Consider the following 16,837-nt stretch of genomic DNA (forward strand, 5'->3'; position numbering starts at 1 on the left):
CGTGCCGACAGTCGACAGGAAAACGGTGACTGAGGAGTCCGAGGCCACGTCCGCGACGGCGTCCACGGGCGGCTCCACGACCACAGCGGCGAAGGGGAAGAAGGCGACGAAGACGTCGACGACCACGCGAGCGAAGACGACGGCGGCGAAGAAGTCGACGGCCGAGAAGAAGACGACCGCGAAGTCGACGACGGCGAAGAGGACCACGGCCAAGAAGGCGGCGGAGAAGGCCCCCGCCGGCGACACCGATTCGGCGACGACCGAGGCGACGAAGAAGGCACCGGCGAAGAAGACCGCCGCGAAGAAGACCGCAACGGCGAAGAAGACGACGGCCGCGAAGAAGTCCACTGAGCCGAGCGAAGAGACGACCACGAAGAAGAAGTCCGACGCGGACCTCGAGTCGACCGACGAGGTCGAGCCGACCGCGGATGCGCTCGCCACCGAGCTCAGCCCCTCCGAGTCGACGGAGACGAAGAACTCCGAGGAGAAGGAGAAGAACGCCGCGGTCACCGAGGCCGGCGGCTTCATCGTCTCCGACGCCGACGAGGACGACGCCCCTGCCCAGCAGGTCGTCTCCGCCGGTGCGACCGCCGACCCGGTCAAGGACTACCTCAAGCAGATCGGCAAGGTCGCGCTGCTCAACGCCGCTGAGGAGGTCGACCTCGCCAAGCGCATCGAGGCCGGAATGTACGCCGAGCACCTCCTCGAGGAGGGCGAGGTGAGCGACCCGCGCCTGACGATGGACTACAAGTGGATCATCCACGACGGGCGGATCGCGAAGAACCACCTCCTCGAAGCGAACCTCCGTCTCGTCGTCTCCCTCGCCAAGCGCTACACGGGCCGCGGCATGCTCTTCCTCGACCTCATCCAGGAGGGCAACCTCGGTCTCATCCGCGCCGTGGAGAAGTTCGACTACACGAAGGGCTTCAAGTTCTCGACGTACGCGACGTGGTGGATCCGGCAGGCGATCACCCGCGCCATGGCCGACCAGGCGCGCACGATCCGCATTCCGGTCCACATGGTCGAGGTCATCAACAAGCTCGCCCGCGTCCAGCGCCAGATGCTCCAGGACCTCGGCCGCGAACCGAGCACCGAAGAGCTCGCGAAGGAGCTCGACATGACGCCCGAGCGCGTCGTCGAAGTGCAGAAGTACGGCCGCGAGCCGATCTCCCTGCACACGCCCCTCGGCGAGGACGGCGACTCCGAGTTCGGTGACCTCATCGAGGACTCAGAGGCCGTCGTGCCCTCGGACTCCGTGAGCTTCACCCTGCTCCAGGAGCAGCTCCACTCGGTCCTCGACACGCTCTCCGAGCGTGAGGCCGGCGTCGTCTCGATGCGCTTCGGCCTCAACGACGGGCAGCCGAAGACCCTCGACGAGATCGGCAAGGTCTACGGGGTCACCCGTGAGCGGATCCGCCAGATCGAATCGAAGACGATGGCGAAGCTGCGCCATCCGTCGCGCTCGCAGGTCCTGCGCGACTACCTGGACTGATCGCGGTCACAGCTGCGACGACGTCGGGCACGGCACTTTCTGGTGCCGTGCCCGACGTCGTCGCGTCTCCAGGGGTCCCTGCGCGGCGGACGGGGGACTCAGAGCCAGTCGACGATGCCCGCAGCGATCGCCTCGGCGTAGCGCCGCCGCCCGTCCTCGGATTCCATCACCTCGGCCTCGTCGGGGTTGCGCATCTCCCCGCATTCGACGATGACCGCGGGCACCGAGGCGTTGTTGAGCCCGGCGAGGTCGGGGCGCGGACTGATCGCATCCTCTCCGTAGGCCTGATTCGGGGTGAACGACTCGGCCATCGCCGTGCTCACGGACAACGCGAGCGCGCTCGACTGCTCCTCGAGTTCGGGACTCGTCCCGGGGTCGGCGACGATGACGTGGTAGCCCTTCGTCCTCGTCGACTCGCTGCCGTTGGCGTGGATGCTCACGAGCACGTCGGCATCGTCGGCGAAGGTGCCGCGCTCGTCGACGCACGGACCGACCCCGTCATCGTTCTCGCGGCTCATGATCACTCTCGCTCCCTTGGCCTCGAGGTCGTCGGCGAGCAGCTGGGCCACTGCCCACGCGAAAGCGGATTCCGCGTATCCGTCGTCGGTGGCGGTGCCCGTCGTGTTGCACGCCTTCGTCCCGCCGCGACCGTCGGGGACCCGCCGCGCGATCTCATCGGGGTTCGCGGCATTGCCGCCGTTGTGCCCGGGGTCGAGCGCGATGGTCCGCCCCGTCAGCTCGTCGGCCGCAGGAGTCTCCGCCGCCGAGGCGGATGTGGCCAACGGCTCCGGAGCGACCGAGGGCGGGTCGGCGGCGGGAGAGGGTCCCTGCGCGCAGCCGGTGAGCATCGCCGCCGCGACGAGGGTGCTCGCCCAGGCGAGCGTGCCGCGGGGCGGGTGCGAGGTGCGGCGCAGAGTTGTCATGAGTCCATTGTCCCAGCATTCGGAGCCGACACGGTGCCCCCGCAGCCCGCCGCCCGGGAGTCGGACGATTAGAATTCAATCGAACGAGAGGAAGAGTGTGGAAGAGGAAAGCTACGGCGCCCGCCATCTGTCCGTGCTGTCCGGCCTCGAGGCCGTGCGGAAGCGACCGGGCATGTACATCGGAACGACCGACTCCCGCGGGCTCATGCACTGCTTGTGGGAGATCATCGACAACGCCGTCGACGAAGCCCTCGGCGGGTTCGGTTCGTCCATCCTCATCGAGCTCGAACCCGACGGCTCCGTCGCGGTGACCGACCACGGTCGCGGCATTCCCGTCGACATCGAACCGAAGACGGGGCTGACCGGGGTCGAGGTCGTCATGACCAAACTCCACGCCGGCGGCAAGTTCGGCGGCTCCTCCTACGCCGCCTCGGGCGGTCTCCACGGTGTCGGCGCCTCCGTCGTCAACGCCCTGTCCTCGCGTCTCGACGTCGAGGTCACCCGCGGGTCGAAGGTCCACAAGATGTCGTTCCGCCGAGGCGTCCCCGGTCGTTTCGACGACTCGGGGGGCGCCCCGAGCCCGGACAGCCCCTTCGAGGAGTTCCACGAGGCGACCGGCCTCGAGATCGTCGGCAAGGCCAAGCGCGGGGTCACCGGCACGAAGGTCCACTACTGGGCCGATCCGCAGATCTTCCTCGGCAGCGCCCAGTTCGACTACCAGCACCTCGTCGAACGCGCCCGCCAGACGGCGTTCCTCGTCCCCGGCCTCGAGCTCACGATCGTCGACCGCCGGGGTGTCGCCCGTGACGAGACCGGTGAGGTCATCGCCGAACGCGTCGAGGACTTCCGCTTCGACGGCGGGATCACCGAATTCGTCGACCACCTCTCGATCGACCCCCCGATCACCGACACGTGGCGGATGCAGTCGACGGGATCGTTCAAGGAGACCGTGCCGGTCCTCGACTCCTCCGGCCACCTCGTGTCGAAGGAGGTCGAACGTGAGGTCGGCGTCGACGTGGCGCTGCGCTGGGGAACCGGCTACGACACGAAGATCAAGAGCTTCGTCAACGTCGTCGCCACTCCGCACGGCGGCACCCACCTCGCCGGCTTCGAACAGGCCACGCTCAAGGCGATGCGCAAAGCGGTCGAGGCCAACGCCCGCAAGCTCAAGCTCGGCAAGGACAGGCTGGAGAAGGACGACGTCCTCGCCGGGCTCACCGCCGTCGTCACCGTCCAGCTCGCCGAACCCCAGTTCGAGGGGCAGACGAAGGAGGTCCTCGGCACCGCCGCGGTCCGCCAGATCGTCGCGAAGACCGTCGAAGCCCAGCTCGGAGCCGTACTCTCCTCGACGAAGCGTGCGGAGAAGCAGCAGGCCGCTGTCCTCATGGAGAAGGTCGTCGCCGAGCTCAAGTCGCGGATCTCCGCGCGCACCCACAAGGAGAACCAGCGCCGTAAGACCGCGCTCGAGGCCTCATCGCTGCCGGCGAAGCTCTACGACTGCCGCGACAGCGGAGTCGAGACCACCGAGCTCTTCATCGTCGAGGGCGACTCGGCGATGGGCACGGCGAAGGCCGCCCGCAACTCCGACTACCAGGCGCTCTTCCCGATCCGCGGCAAGATCCTCAACGTTCAGAAGGCGTCGCTGTCCGATATGCTCGCCAACGTCGAGTGCGCCGCACTCATCCAGGTCATCGGGGCCGGCTCGGGCCGCAGCTTCGACCTCGAATCGGCTCGGTACGGTCGGGTCATCATCATGACCGATGCCGACGTCGACGGCGCCCACATCAGGACGCTGCTGCTCACGCTCTTCTTCCGGTACATGAAGCCGCTCGTCGAGGAGGGTCGGGTCTTCGCCGCCGTTCCGCCGCTGCACCGGGTGGAGATCGTCACGAAGCGCGGCACCCCCAACGAGATCGTCTACACGTATTCCGAGGCCGAACTCCACGCGCTGCTCAAGAAGCTCGACAAGTCGAAGAAGACGTACAAGGAGCCGATCCAGCGGTACAAGGGCCTCGGAGAGATGGACGCCGACCAGCTCGCGGAGACGACCATGGACCCCGCCGACCGCACCCTGCGGCGGGTGACGATGGCCGACGCCGAGGCGGCGGAGCGGACCTTCGAGCTCCTCATGGGCTCGTCGGTGGGCCCCCGCAAGGAGTTCATCGTCTCCGGCGCCGCGATCCTCGACGCCGAACGCATCGACAGCTGAGCGGCTGGCGCGGTCGGCTCGTCGTCGGGGGAGCCGACCCGGATCTCAGGTGAGGGCGGGGACGGGAACGAAGAGGAGCACCGTCGGGATGAGCAGCAGACCGGCGGCGGCCAGACACGAGACCAGCCGCACCATCGCCCGGGCCGGGTGCCGGGGTTGGCAGAGCCGCTCGATGCGCTCGGCGCTCAGCTCTTCCCGATGCTCGGGACTGATGCGGGCCGCCGCCGACACGGCTCGGGCGAGCACGGCCGGATCGATGCGCTCACGGGCCTGGTCGTCGGCCATGAACTCGATGAGCCGGTTGACCGAATTCAGTCCGATCGCGGTGGCCGAGAAGAACGGCAGCGCCCGGTGCCAGGCGGCGAAGGGAATGACAAGGATATCGTGACGAAAATCGAGGTGCGCCTTTTCGTGGGCGATGACCGCGGATCGCTCGTCTTCGCTGAGGACCTCAAGGAGCCCTGTTGAGAGCACGGCTGTGCCCTTGCGCGGGCCCTGCGGAAGGCAGTACGCCACGGCCTCGTCGGAGGAGATGATGCGCGTGTCGGGATAGTTCTGGGATGGTTCGCTGAGCAGGTGTAATATCTCGGCATGACGCAGTCGAGTCCTCCGCGCTGAGTAGAACGTCAGCGCCAGGCAGCCGAGGAGGCGCCCGATCAGCACGAGCGCGATGATGAGGAACGTCCACGCGAAGATCGAGAGCTTCGCGTGGGATTCGCCGCGCACGAGATCCCAGAGGCCGTGGGGCAGACTGGTGGACGCAGGGTCGACGGCGAAGGCGAGTGCCGCTCCGATGAGGGAGAGGCCGCCGGAGAGGCCGACCGCCTGCCAGAGGATGACCTCGGAGATCGGATCGCTGCGGAATCGCCGCAGCAGCGCAGGCACGGGCCACGCCAGCAGGAATGCGAGGATCGCCAGAAGGCATCCCACGAGGATCATGGTGGAACTCGGCCGGCCGTCAGGAACGCGAGGAGTGGTTGCGTCCGAGCAGGTTGCGCAGGGTGTTCTCGTCGGCCTCGGTCACGGTGCCGAGGAAGCGGGCGAGGACAGCCTGGCGATCCGGGGCCTGGGAGAGCACCTCGGTCATGAGTTCGGCGACGTGGTCCTCACGCGTCGACACCGCGATGTAGCGGTGCGGGCGGACGCTGCGGTCGCGGGTGACGAAACCCTTCTTCTCCAGCCGGGTGAGAACGGTGTGGATCGTCGTCAGAGCGAGATCCCGATCAGCGAGGGCGTCGCGCAGCTCGGCTGCGCTCAGTCCGTCGTCGTGGACCCAGATGGCGTCCATGACGCTGCGTTCGAGTTCGCCCAGTGTTCCCACGATTCCCTTGTCCTTCGAGAAGTCCATTCGCCTTGTCCGCTCATTCTACCTCTACGCAATGTCGAATTCCATGTGAGGCCGGCCTCTGTGCGCGGTGGGTTCGACCTGGTGCCGCGGAATCTGCCGCGACGCCGATGCGGTTTCCGGGACGTGATGAGTCGCACTGTGAGACGTTGTCCAACCGACTTCTACCGGGCGTAGAATTCTACGTGTTGTAGAAAGATTCCCTCGACGACAGGATTGGAGAAGCCCATGGAACTGGATCCGGTGCTCATCGGCCGTTGGCAGTTCGGCATCACCACGGTCTACCACTTCTGGATGGTTCCGCTCACCCTCGGGCTCGGCATGCTCGTCGCGATCCTCCAGACCATCTACCACCGCACGGGCAACGAGGTCTACCTGCGGGCGACGAAGTTCTTCGGCAAGCTCTTCCTCATCAACTTCATCATGGGCGTGGCCACCGGTCTCGTCCAGGAATTCCAGTTCGGCATGGCCTGGAGCGAATACTCCCGCTTCGTCGGCGACGTCTTCGGTGCCCCGCTGGCGATGGAGGCTCTGCTCGCCTTCTTCCTCGAATCGACGTTCCTCGGCATGTGGATCTTCGGCTGGGGACGACTGCCGCGCTGGCTCCACCTGACCGCGCTGTGGTGCGCGGTCATCGGCTCGTGGATCTCAGCGTTCTTCATCATCGTCGCGAACTCGTGGATGCAGCACCCCGTCGGCGTCGAACTCGTCGACGGCAAGCCCGTGATGACCGATGTCTGGGCGGTGCTCGGCAACAACACCGCGATCGCGGCCTACACCCACACCCTCTTCGGCGCCCTCGCCGTCGGCGGCAGCTTCCTCGTCGGCATCTCGTGGTACCACCTCTACCGTCGGCGCAAGGACGGCATCGACTCCGTCGGAGCCGACGGCAAGGTCATCGTCGGCAGCGCTGCGGACGTTCCCGGACGCGACAAGATCGACTACAAGGTGTGGATCACCTCTCTGCGGATCGGAGCGATCACCGGCATCATCGCCTTCGCCGGCGTCTCGATCACCGGCGACATCCAGGCCAAGCTCATGTTCGAGCAGCAGCCGATGAAGATGGCCTCGGCCGAGGGCGCCTGCCACGACGGCACCGAGTTCTCTGTGCTCACGATCGGCGACCCCGCCTCGAACAAGTGCTCCGAGGTCCAGAACGTCCTCGAGATCCCGGGTCTGCTCTCGTTCCTCGCCAATGGCGACTTCGAGACTCCCGTCCACGGTGTCACGACGCTGCTGCCGGAGTACCAGGAGCGCTACGGCACGACGATCCCCGACGATCCGCGCTACGGCGAGCATGCGGGCGAGCCGATCAACTACCAGCCCATCATGATCGTCACGTACTGGGGCTTCCGCGCCATGATCGGCTTCGGCATCATCGCCGCCGGTGTCTGCGTCGTCGGACTGTGGCTGACTCGCAAGGGGACGGTGCCGACCTCGACCTGGCTGATGCGCGGGGCGCTGCTGGCGATCGCCGCGCCGTTCATCGCGAACTCGGCCGGGTGGATCTTCACCGAGATGGGCCGTCAGCCCTTCGTCGTCGCTCCGAACCCGGCGCAGCTCGACGGGGTGTACATGTTCACCCAGGCCGCGCTCTCGCCCCAGGTGACGCCGGCGATGCTGCTGTTCTCGCTGATCAGCCTCACCCTCGTCTACGGCGGACTGATGGTCGTCGAGCTCAAACTGCTCACGAAGTACATCAGGGGAGGGGTCGCCTCGGCGATGCCCGAACTCGCCGAGTCCAATCACAAACCGACCATCACCGGCAAAGACGACGACGTTCTGTCGTTCGCCTACTGAGGAGGAGAAGACCGATGGAGATTCTTGCGACGATCTGGTTCGTCCTCATCGCAGTCCTGTGGATCGGATACCTCTTCCTCGACGGGTTCGATCTCGGCGTCGGCATGCTCATGCCGATCTTCACCAAGGACGAGCGCGGCAAGCGCGTCCTGCTCAATTCGATCGGTCCCGTCTGGGACGGCAACGAGGTGTGGCTGATCACCGCCGGCGGGGCGATGTTCGCGGCGTTCCCGCATTGGTACGCCTCGCTCTTCAGCGCCCTCTACATCCCGCTCACGCTCTGCCTGCTCGGGCTGATCTTCCGTGCCGTGGCCATCGAGTACCGCGGCAAGGGCCACACCCAGCGGTGGCTGACGTTCTGGACCTGGGCGATGGCGATCGGCTCGACGGTCACCGCCTTCCTCATCGGCGCCCTCCTCGTGACCACGACGACAGGTCTGCCGCTCAATGAGAACGGCGACCTCGTCGGCGGAGCCTTCGCGTGGTTCGGCTGGCCTGCCGTCCTCGGCGGTCTCGCCGGGGTGACCTTCTGCTTCGTCCACGGCCTCCTCTTCCTCACGCTCAAGACCGAGGGCGAACTGCGGGCGAAGGCCCGGCGCTGGGCGACGAAGTCGATGCTCGTGTGCTCCGTGCCGATGCTCATCTGGTTCGTCCTCGCGATCCTCAACCGCACGTGGCTCGTCGTGCCCGTCGGCATCGCCGTCGTCGCGATCATCGCAGCATACGTTGCGATCCGCGCGGGGGCGGAGAAGAAGGCGTTCTTCCTCCATGGGCTCTTCCTCCTCGCGGGCATGGCCGCCGTCTTCACCGGCGTCTACCCGAACGTCCTGCCCTCGACGCTCGATCCGGCGTTCTCGCTGACCGTGGGCACTGCCTCGTCGTCGGACTACACCCTCGGCGTCATGCTCATCGTCACCGCGATCTTCCTGCCGATCGTCATCGGCTACCAGATCTACAGCTACCGGCACTTCCTCAACCGGATCGCCGAATCGCACATCCCCGACGCCCACCGGGTGCCGGCGGCGATCCGCTCGTGAGCTCACCGATCGGGATCCTCCTGTCCCTGCCCGGGGGCAGGAGGTCCCTCGTCCTCGCTCTCACCTCGGCCGCCGTCCGCGCGGTCGGCATCGTCTTCATCGCCGAGGCGCTCGTGCGCACGATCCTCGACCTCGGGCCCGTCCCGCTCTGGGTCGTCCTCGGCGTGCTCGGGGCGGCCCTGCGCGGGGCGAGCCTGTGGGCCGACCACAGCCTGGGAACCGCGCAGTCCGCCGCTGCCAAGCGGGGGCTGCGCTCCCGGATCCTCGGGACTCTGCTGCGCCGCCCCGGCCAGCCCCGCGCGAAGGCCGCGGTCACCGTCACCCGCGGCATCGACGACCTCGACGACTACTTCACCACCGTCGTCCCCGCCCTCGCGCAGGCCGCGATCGTCCCGGCCGTCCTCCTCGTGCGGATCGTCTTCGCCGATGTGCTCTCGGCGATCATCATCGTCCTCTGCCTCCCGCTCGTGCCGTTCTTCATGATCCTCATCGGCCGCTACACCGAGGAGACGACGAAGCAGAGCCTCCGCGCCCTCGAACGGCTCTCGGACCACCTCGCCGAGCTCGCCGAGGGACTGCCCGTCCTCATCGGCCTCGGCCGCTCCCGCGAGCACGCGCGCACCCTGCGACGTCTCAGCGACGACTACCATGCGGCGAGTCTGACGACGCTGCGCGTCGCCTTCCTCTCCAGCCTCGCCCTCGAACTCATCGCGACGATCTCCGTCGCCCTCGTCGCCGTCGTCATCGGCGTCCGACTCGTGTCCGGGTCGATGGAGCTCAGTGACGGACTCCTCGCACTCCTCCTCGCCCCCGAGTGCTTCATGCCGCTGCGGGCCCTCGGGGCCGGCTTCCACGCCAGTGAGAACGGTCGGGACGCCTTCGACCGGGCCCACACCCTGCTCGACGACCCCGACCGCAGGGGGGAGGACGCCGTCCCCGGCGACCGCGCCGGCGCCTCGGCGACGGGAGGCGGCCACCGGGCCGTCTACGCCGACGGCACGACGATCACCTGGGCGGACACGATGCCGACGGAACCCGGGATCACTGCCGTGCTCGGTCCCTCGGGGGCGGGGAAGACGACGGTGCTCTCAGCGCTGACGGGCAGCCTTCCCGAAGGTGCGGAGACGACGATCGCCTCCCAGCCGGCCGCCCTCGTTCCGCAGAGCCCGCGGACCTTCGGCACGACCGTCGGCGAGGAGCTCGCAACCTTCGGGCTCTCAGGTGACGACGCGACCGCTGCCCTGCGAGAGGCGGGCCTGCCCGTCGACCGCGACCAGGCGACGGGGGCGCTCAGCCCCGGTCAGCTGCGCCGGCTCGCCCTCGTCCGCCTCCGCGCCCGGATGCGGGAGGACGCCGATCTGCTCGTCCTCGACGAACCCACGGCCCACCTCGACGACGACAATGCGGAGATCATCATCGCCATGATCGCCGAGGCGGCCGAGCACACCCGGGTCGTCCTCGCCAGCCATGACCCGCGGGTCCTCGCCCTCGCCACGGACACGATCACCCCGGTCCTCGGCCGGGCGGAGACGGCACCGGCGACCGATGGGGACAGGGGGCGCACGGGAGTCCCGAGCGCCTCGGGGGCAGCGAAGACCGCCTCATCGCACACCGCCGGCCCGAACACCGGAACGTCAGCGGATGTCGCGAGCCCGCCTCCCTCGGGTGCCGGCCCGGCGGGGCCTGCGACCGACACCGAGCGCACGGCACAGCGCAGCGCGCAGGCTCGGATCGACGCGTCGTCGCGGACCCACGGAGGACCCGGCACCCTCCGCGCCCGCTGGAGGACGCTGCGGGCGACCCTGCCGCTGTTCACCGGCACCATGGCCATCGCCCTGCTCACCGCGTGCGCGGCGAGCCTCGCGGCGATCTCGCTCACCGCCGTGTCCGCGTGGCTCATCGTCGAGGCCTCGTACGGTCCTCCGATCATGACGCTGCTCGTCGCGATCGTCGGCGTGCGCTTCTTCGGTCTGTGCCGCTCCGTCCTGCTCTACGTGAGCCGGCTCCACCTCCACTCGGCGGTCTTCGGTGCGCTCGGACGGCTGCGCTCGGTGCTGTGGACGCACTTCACACAGGCCGGGATGAGCGACCGGAAGATGCTCTCCTCGGACACGGCGCTGGCGACGATGGTCGCCGACGCCGACGAAGTCCGCGACCTCGTGCCCCGCACGCTCTTCCCGCCCGTCGTCACAGCCCTCGTCGTCACCGCCGTGATCATCGCCGCAGCGATCCTCGACCCGGCCTCCGTGCCCGTCATCGTCGTCCTCGGCATCATCAACGTCATCGTCGTCCCACTCGTCTTCGTCCGGGCCGAGGGCGTGCTCGCGAACCGCATCCACGTCGGTCGGGCCATGGTCCTCTCGCTCCTCACCCGTGCCCTCGGTGCGAAGGCCGACCTGCGAGCCAACGGCGCTGAGGACTCAGTGCTCGACCGACTCGCCGAGGCCGAGGACGACCTCGAGTCCGCGCAGAAGCGGTCGGCGCGCCACCTCGGCGCCGCTCAACTGTGGATCGAGGCCTCGACCGTGCTCGCGGCGATCGTCATCGCACTGACCTCGGGCGCTCCCACGGAGATCCTCGCCGTCGTCGTCCTCAGCACCTTCGGCCTCGCCGACGTCTTCGCCTCCGCCCTGGGGGCGTGGCGGCAGATGCCCGCTCTCGGCATCGCCCTCGACCGGCTCCCGCCCGTCACCGCCGCCGCTGAGTCCGAGCTCGCCGAGGCGGATCCGGCCGAGTCCGAGGAGACCGAGGCCCACCCCGCCGAGGCGGCCCGGACAGAGTCCGAGGCCTGGGAGCCGGATCGTGCGCCCCTGACCGAGCTCGAGCTCGCCGACGTCTCGGTGGGCTGGGACGGCGTGCCCGTGCTCGAGGACCTCGCTCTCACGGCAGATGCCACCGCGTGGACCGTCGTGTGCGGGGAGAGCGGCAGCGGGAAGACGACGACGGTGAGCGTGCTCCTGCGCTTCCTCGACCCCTGGTCGGGCACCTACTCGGCCGAAGAGGGGGACGGCGGGCGCATCGATGTCCTCGCCCTCGGTCCCGAGGAGCTCGCCGGGCGCATCGCGTGGTGTCCGCAGGAGGCGCACGTCTTCAGGTCGACGGTGCGCGGCAACCTCGCCCTGGCCTCGCGACGGGTCCCCGACGATGAGGCGATGTTCTCAGCCCTGCGTGCGGCAGGCCTCGGGCATTGGGCGACCCCGGCCGGTCTCGACCGGTGGGTCGGTGACCACGGTGGAGAGATCTCCGGCGGCGAGCGGCAGCGGCTGGCGATCGCCCGCACCCTGCTCACCGGGGCCGAGGTCATCGTCCTCGACGAACCGACGGCCCACCTCGACGAGGGAACCGCGCACCGCCTCATCGACGACCTGCGTACCAGCCTGAGCGATCACACGGTCATCATGGTCACCCATGATCACAGCCTGGTGGCCGCGGGCGACCGGGTGGAGCAGCTGGGGACGGAGGTCAGTCCCGCTTCGATCCGAACATGATCTCGTCCCAGCTGGGGATCGAGGCGCGGCTGCTCTTCTTCTTCGCCCGCGACTCGGACTCCTTGGACTCGGGCTCCTTGGGGGAGGGCACGCCGTCGCTGACACCGGGCTCGTTGAGCAGGGAGAGCTGATTGTCGTCGTCGAAGGTCCCGACCTCCTGGGTCGGCTCCTGCTCGTCCTCACCGGAGACGTGATCCGCCTCGGCGGGGGAGCGGGACTCGAACGCGAGGACCTCGTCATCGGTGGCATCGGCGGGACGGCCGGGGGCGGTGTGAGCGCCCTGCGGATGGGTCTCGGGATCCTCGGTCACCGCGCGCAGACGGCCCCGAGGCTCCTCGTCGTCGTCATGCCGGGTCCGGCGACGGCGGAGGTTCTCCAGGATCCGACCCGTCTCGGCCTGATGGTCGCTCAGTGTGGCCGGACGCTCCTGGGAGCGTGATGCCACCTCCGCCTCGGCGGGGGGAGTCTCGATCTCCTCGGTGGTGCGGCGGCGCTCCCCGTTCGAGCTGTAGCCGGGGATCGGTCCGGTGTCGGTGGGTCCGGAGTCGGCGAGCCACTTCGCCTCGTCGTCGAGGGCGGTGAGCGAACCCCGGTAGTAGTTCCATCCGGCGGTCCGCTTGCGGTCGGCGGCGGTGAAGCTGAGCTCGACGTACCAGTTGCCGTCCTGCTGCTTCCAGGCGTCCCAGTCCATCGTCTCGATGTCGACGTCGCGCATCGCCAGGCGGGTCTGGGCGAGCTCGACGAGGGGGGTCGGATCGCCGTTGGGATCGTGGTCGGAGTAGATGGGATGCCGGCTCGCGGTGTGCGCCATGTGCGCGCGTTCGGCGAGCGCCGGACGTTCGTACGTGCGGACCTGGTCGGGATCGGCGCCGGTGGCGGAGATGACCTCCTCGGCGCTCATGCCGCCGCGGATCATCGCCTGGATGTCGCGGGGGCGCACGGGCGCATCGGAGCGCACCACGGCCCTGTCCTTGCGCACAGCCGCATAGAGCGACTCGTCGAGTGCCAGTCTGTACTGCGCCCCGGAGTCATCGCCGAGGAGCAGATGTGTGCCGTCGGCGTCGACCCCGTGCAAGATCAGTTCACGCATTCGCCTTCGCTCCTTGTCATCGCTTCTCACCCTGCATCGTGTCACGTCCGAGCCCTCGAAGCCCGCAGATTTCCGCGCGAGTCGCGAAATCCGGCGCCCTCGTGAGTCGGATCCGCTCAGGGTGCGGACAGCGGGCGGCGGAGGACTGCAGCCTGTAAAATCGCAGTCGTGAATACGACAGCTCCCATCGACACCATCGTCCTCATGTCCTTCGGCGGACCGGAAGCTCCCGAGGAGGTGGTTCCCTTCCTCAAGAACGTCACCGCAGGCCGCGGCATCCCCGACGAGCGGCTCGAGGAGGTGGGGGAGCACTACTACGGATTCGGGGGGAAGTCCCCGATCAACGACCAGAACAAGGCGCTGCTCGCGGCGCTGCGGGACGAGATCGGGCGCCGTCACCTCGACCTTCCCATCGTGTGGGGCAACCGGAACTGGACGCCCTACCTCACCGACGTCGCCCGCGACGAGGCGAAGGCCGGTCGCAGCCGCTTCCTCGCGATCGACACCTCGGCGTACTCCTCCTACTCCTCGTGCCGCCAGTACCGCGAGGACTTCGCCGGCACCGTGGATACGCTGGCCGCGGAGGGCGTCGAGGTGAGCTTCGACAAGATCCGCCAGTTCTACAACCACCCCGGCTACGCCGAGGCCTGCGCCGAGCTCCTCGGGGAGGGGCTGACCGACTTCGCCGGACAGGTCGGGGAGCTCGACCCGCAGCGGCACCGCATCCTCTTCGTCACGCATTCGATCCCCGACGTCATGCAGGCCGCCTCGGAGGTCGAAACCGTCGGCTACCGGGCTGAGCACGAAGAGCTCATGGCGTGGCTGCTCGACGGGCTCGAGGCCGGTCAGCGCCTGCCCGCCGAACTCGTCTACTGCTCGCGGTCGGGACCGCCTTCGATGCCGTGGCTCGAGCCCGACGTCAACGACCGGATGACCGAACTCGCCGCGGAGGGCGTCACCGGCGTCGTCCTCGTGCCCATCGGGTTCATCTCCGACCACATGGAGGTCGCCTTCGACCTCGACACCGAGGCGAAGGCGACGGCCGCCGACCTCGGGCTCGCGTTCACCCGCGTCGCCACCGTCGGGACCCACCCGCGCTTCGTCTCCGGGCTCGTCGACCTCGTCGAGGAGCGGCTCGCACAGCTGCGCGGGGAGTCCGTCGAGACGCCCGCGCTGCCGGGCACGACGCCGCTGTCCCCCGGCAGCGGCGCGTGCAGCATCGCGTGCTGCCGCGGCCGCGCCGACAAGCCCACGCTGCCGAACTGGGCGCCTGCTGCCGGGTGAGATCTCTCTCATTCACGCCGGCCGTCGCTTTGCGAGGCGAGGAACGTCCGAAAAGTGACGGCGGGCTTGAGCGAGCGCGGGTTCGCGCTCGACAGAGCATGCGCACGGACAGCGCGTACGCAGGAAGGCGGGTGCCCTCGGGCACCCGCCTTCCGTCGTTCCACCGCCTCGGTGGTGGGACTCAGCTCTGCTCTTCAGGCTCCGGGATCACCGGCAGCGCACCGGTCTCGGCCTTGATGACCTCGACGATGGGCCCGGTGTCGACGTCGTTGCGGTCGGCGAGTTCGAGGAGGTTCTCGAGGTCGTCGATGAGGTTCTCGACGAGGTAGTCGTCTCCGGCTGATCGGGCATCCTGCAAGCGGTGACGAACATCGTCGATCCTGCTGTCCAGCTGCTCTGCGAATTCACTCATCGTGCATCCGTCCTTCCGGGAATAGTCGGTCGGGGATGAGCGGAGTCATCGCCGACGTGTGTTCGGTGCTCGTCGAAATCCGGCGCACGCGCACGGCATCGTCCTCTGCATTCTGACAGAGCTTTTCGAGAGTCGTATGTGTGAGCGTCATAAGGTGACGAGAATCACCGTGACAGGTTATCATCTGCTCTTGCCAATGGGTGCCATGCAGTGCACAATGCTGGGGACACGATAGGCGACAGGGGCTGAAACTCCATTTCAGCACACCCGACAGAGAGCGATGAGGCCATATGGCAACCGATTACGACGCACCTCGCAAGCACGACGACGAAATCAAGAGCGACTCGATCGAGCAGCTCAAGGCGCAGCGCTCGCAGGCCCAGGCGAGCAAGATCGACGAGGACGAGACGGCGGCCGCCGAAGGGTTCGAACTCCCGGGAGCCGACCTGTCGAACGAAGAGCTCTCCGTCCGCGTGCTTCCGAAGCAGAACGACGAATTCACGTGCATGGAGTGCTTCCTCGTCCGTCACCGCTCGCAGCTGGCCAGCGATGAGGGCGGAATCCTCATCTGCACGGACTGCGCAGGCTGAGCCTCACCTCGTCGACGTCGTCAACGCGCCCCCATTCGGGGCGCGTTTTCGTTTTCCCGGGACGCAGCCGAGCCGGGCGGGCTCAGCGGCAGTGCCGCCGGGCACAGCCGGGCCGTGCGGCTCTGCCGGGCCGGGCTCAGCCGTGCCGTGCGGCTCTGCCGGGCGGGCTCAGCCGTTGAGAGCGGCGGCGAGCTCGCGGGGTCGGCGCGTCGAGACGAGCCAGTACGGTGTGGGGTCGGCCGCGTCGTCGATGTCGACGCGCACCGCGGTCTTCACCCACGGGCGGGTGACGAGGAAGGCGCGCGCGTCGAGTCCGACGCCGCGGGCGGTGCCGGTCGCGGTCTCGTCGAGCGCCTCGGCGCGAGAGATGAAGATCCGTTCGATGTGGGCTTCACCGACGTAGAGCCTCTGGTCGGTGACGATGATCGTCACGGTCAGCGAACGCAGCCACAGGGCGAGGAGAGCGAAGGTGATCACGGGCAGGACGAAGGCGCCGAGCGCCCACACGGGGAGGACCATGAGCGCCGTCGAGCCCGCGCCGATCGCGGAGAGCACCCACATCGCAGGCGAGGGGCGCACCTTCTCCCGAAAGGCGACGTGCGGTTCGGTATGAGTCTGAGCCATGTCCCCCATTGTCCCACAGCGGACGTTTTTGAAGCGCTCAGCCTGGAGGACTAGAGTGCTTCCTTGTGACAGAAGGCTTGCAGATCGACATCACGCTCGTCGACGAGGGAATGGCCCCGCCGACCTACGCACACGCGTCCGACGCCGGCGCGGATCTGTGCTCGGCGATCGACTTCACCCTCGAACCCTTCGAGCGCAGAGTGGTGCCCACGGGCATCGCGATCGCGCTCCCCGCCGGCCACGCCGGTTTCGTCCATCCCCGCTCGGGACTCTCGAGCCGGCACGGGGTGACCGTGGTCAACGCACCCGGGACGATCGACTCCGGGTACCGCGGTGAGGTGAAGGTGCCGCTCATCAACCTCGACCCGAAGGTGCCGATGCGGATCTCCCGCGGAGACCGCATCGCCCAGCTCATCATCCAAGAGGTCCGGCAGGCCGACTTCCGCGTCGTCGACAGCCTCGACGACAGCGACCGCGGCGCCGGCGGATTCGGCTCCACCGGCGGAGTCGTCACCGGCCTCGGCAATACAGTGGAGTGAAGGA

14 protein-coding genes are annotated in these 16,837 nt (G+C 68.3%); 8 read left to right on the top strand and 6 right to left on the bottom strand.

The genetic code is table 11. The features are described 5' to 3' along the window. Positions 1–25 precede the first annotated feature (25 nt). Positions 26–1,492 (top strand): RNA polymerase sigma factor, encoded by a 1,467-nt coding sequence (locus EZE58_RS14955; protein WP_167560978.1) that lies wholly within the window; start codon positions 26–28, stop codon positions 1,490–1,492. Positions 1,493–1,590: 98 nt separating this feature from the next. On the opposite strand, the gene EZE58_RS14960 is transcribed toward EZE58_RS14955, so the two are convergent. Continuing rightward, positions 1,591–2,415: an N-acetylmuramoyl-L-alanine amidase gene (locus tag EZE58_RS14960; RefSeq protein WP_167560845.1), complete on the bottom strand. Its 825-nt coding sequence runs from the start codon at positions 2,413–2,415 to the stop codon at positions 1,591–1,593. A gap of 97 nt (positions 2,416–2,512) precedes the next feature. Here EZE58_RS14960 and EZE58_RS14965 point away from each other — a divergent pair, with 97 nt between their 5' ends. Further along, positions 2,513–4,624, top strand: coding sequence for a DNA topoisomerase IV subunit B (locus EZE58_RS14965; protein ID WP_063250170.1), 2,112 nt, complete (start codon positions 2,513–2,515; stop codon positions 4,622–4,624). Positions 4,625–4,669: 45 nt separating this feature from the next. On the opposite strand, the gene EZE58_RS14970 is transcribed toward EZE58_RS14965, so the two are convergent. Beyond that, positions 4,670–5,563, bottom strand: coding sequence for a M56 family metallopeptidase (locus tag EZE58_RS14970; protein ID WP_009376978.1), 894 nt, complete (start codon positions 5,561–5,563; stop codon positions 4,670–4,672). 19 nt (positions 5,564–5,582) lie between these two features. After that, a complete protein-coding gene (locus EZE58_RS14975; protein WP_040341501.1) occupies positions 5,583–5,945 on the bottom strand; it encodes a BlaI/MecI/CopY family transcriptional regulator in 363 nt (120 codons plus the stop codon). A 258-nt stretch (positions 5,946–6,203) separates the two neighbouring features. Between EZE58_RS14975 and EZE58_RS14980 the strand changes: the two genes are divergently transcribed. From EZE58_RS14980 to cydC, 3 genes are read left to right on the top strand one after another with little or no spacing between them, the layout of a single operon-like run. Continuing rightward, positions 6,204–7,769: a cytochrome ubiquinol oxidase subunit I gene (locus tag EZE58_RS14980; RefSeq protein WP_040341502.1), complete on the top strand. Its 1,566-nt coding sequence runs from the start codon at positions 6,204–6,206 to the stop codon at positions 7,767–7,769. Positions 7,770–7,783: 14 nt separating this feature from the next. Beyond that, positions 7,784–8,806, top strand: coding sequence for a cytochrome d ubiquinol oxidase subunit II (cydB, locus tag EZE58_RS14985; protein ID WP_009376984.1), 1,023 nt, complete (start codon positions 7,784–7,786; stop codon positions 8,804–8,806). Beyond that, positions 8,803–12,294: a thiol reductant ABC exporter subunit CydC gene (cydC, locus tag EZE58_RS14990; protein ID WP_167560849.1), complete on the top strand. Its 3,492-nt coding sequence runs from the start codon at positions 8,803–8,805 to the stop codon at positions 12,292–12,294. Before cydB ends, cydC begins: the two co-directional genes overlap by 4 nt. Here the strand turns inward: cydC and sepH are convergent. Further along, positions 12,269–13,384, bottom strand: a complete 1,116-nt coding sequence (sepH, locus tag EZE58_RS14995; RefSeq protein ID WP_063250167.1) for a septation protein SepH — start codon at positions 13,382–13,384, stop codon at positions 12,269–12,271. The genes cydC and sepH overlap by 26 nt on opposite strands. Positions 13,385–13,552: 168 nt before the next feature. Between sepH and EZE58_RS15000 the strand changes: the two genes are divergently transcribed. Continuing rightward, on the top strand, positions 13,553–14,668 hold the full coding sequence (locus EZE58_RS15000) for a ferrochelatase (RefSeq protein WP_082834947.1): 1,116 nt from the start codon (positions 13,553–13,555) through the stop codon (positions 14,666–14,668). 181 nt (positions 14,669–14,849) lie between these two features. On the opposite strand, the gene EZE58_RS15005 is transcribed toward EZE58_RS15000, so the two are convergent. Beyond that, a complete protein-coding gene (locus tag EZE58_RS15005; protein WP_009376992.1) occupies positions 14,850–15,080 on the bottom strand; it encodes a hypothetical protein in 231 nt (76 codons plus the stop codon). 290 nt (positions 15,081–15,370) lie between these two features. Between EZE58_RS15005 and EZE58_RS15010 the strand changes: the two genes are divergently transcribed. Further along, positions 15,371–15,670, top strand: a complete 300-nt coding sequence (locus EZE58_RS15010; RefSeq protein ID WP_009376994.1) for a DUF4193 domain-containing protein — start codon at positions 15,371–15,373, stop codon at positions 15,668–15,670. A gap of 168 nt (positions 15,671–15,838) precedes the next feature. Here EZE58_RS15010 and EZE58_RS15015 read toward each other — a convergent pair whose 3' ends face one another. Continuing rightward, positions 15,839–16,294, bottom strand: a complete 456-nt coding sequence (locus EZE58_RS15015; protein ID WP_040341470.1) for a DUF3093 domain-containing protein — start codon at positions 16,292–16,294, stop codon at positions 15,839–15,841. Positions 16,295–16,359: 65 nt separating this feature from the next. On the opposite strand from EZE58_RS15015, the gene dut reads away from it, so the two are divergent. Beyond that, entirely contained in the window at positions 16,360–16,833 is a 474-nt protein-coding gene (dut, locus tag EZE58_RS15020; RefSeq protein ID WP_009376998.1) for a dUTP diphosphatase, read from the top strand. The last annotated feature ends 4 nt before the right edge of the window (positions 16,834–16,837 follow it).

Origin of the sequence: Brevibacterium sp. LS14, from assembly GCF_012027885.1 — a bacterium.
GTDB lineage: Bacteria > Actinomycetota > Actinomycetes > Actinomycetales > Brevibacteriaceae > Brevibacterium > Brevibacterium casei.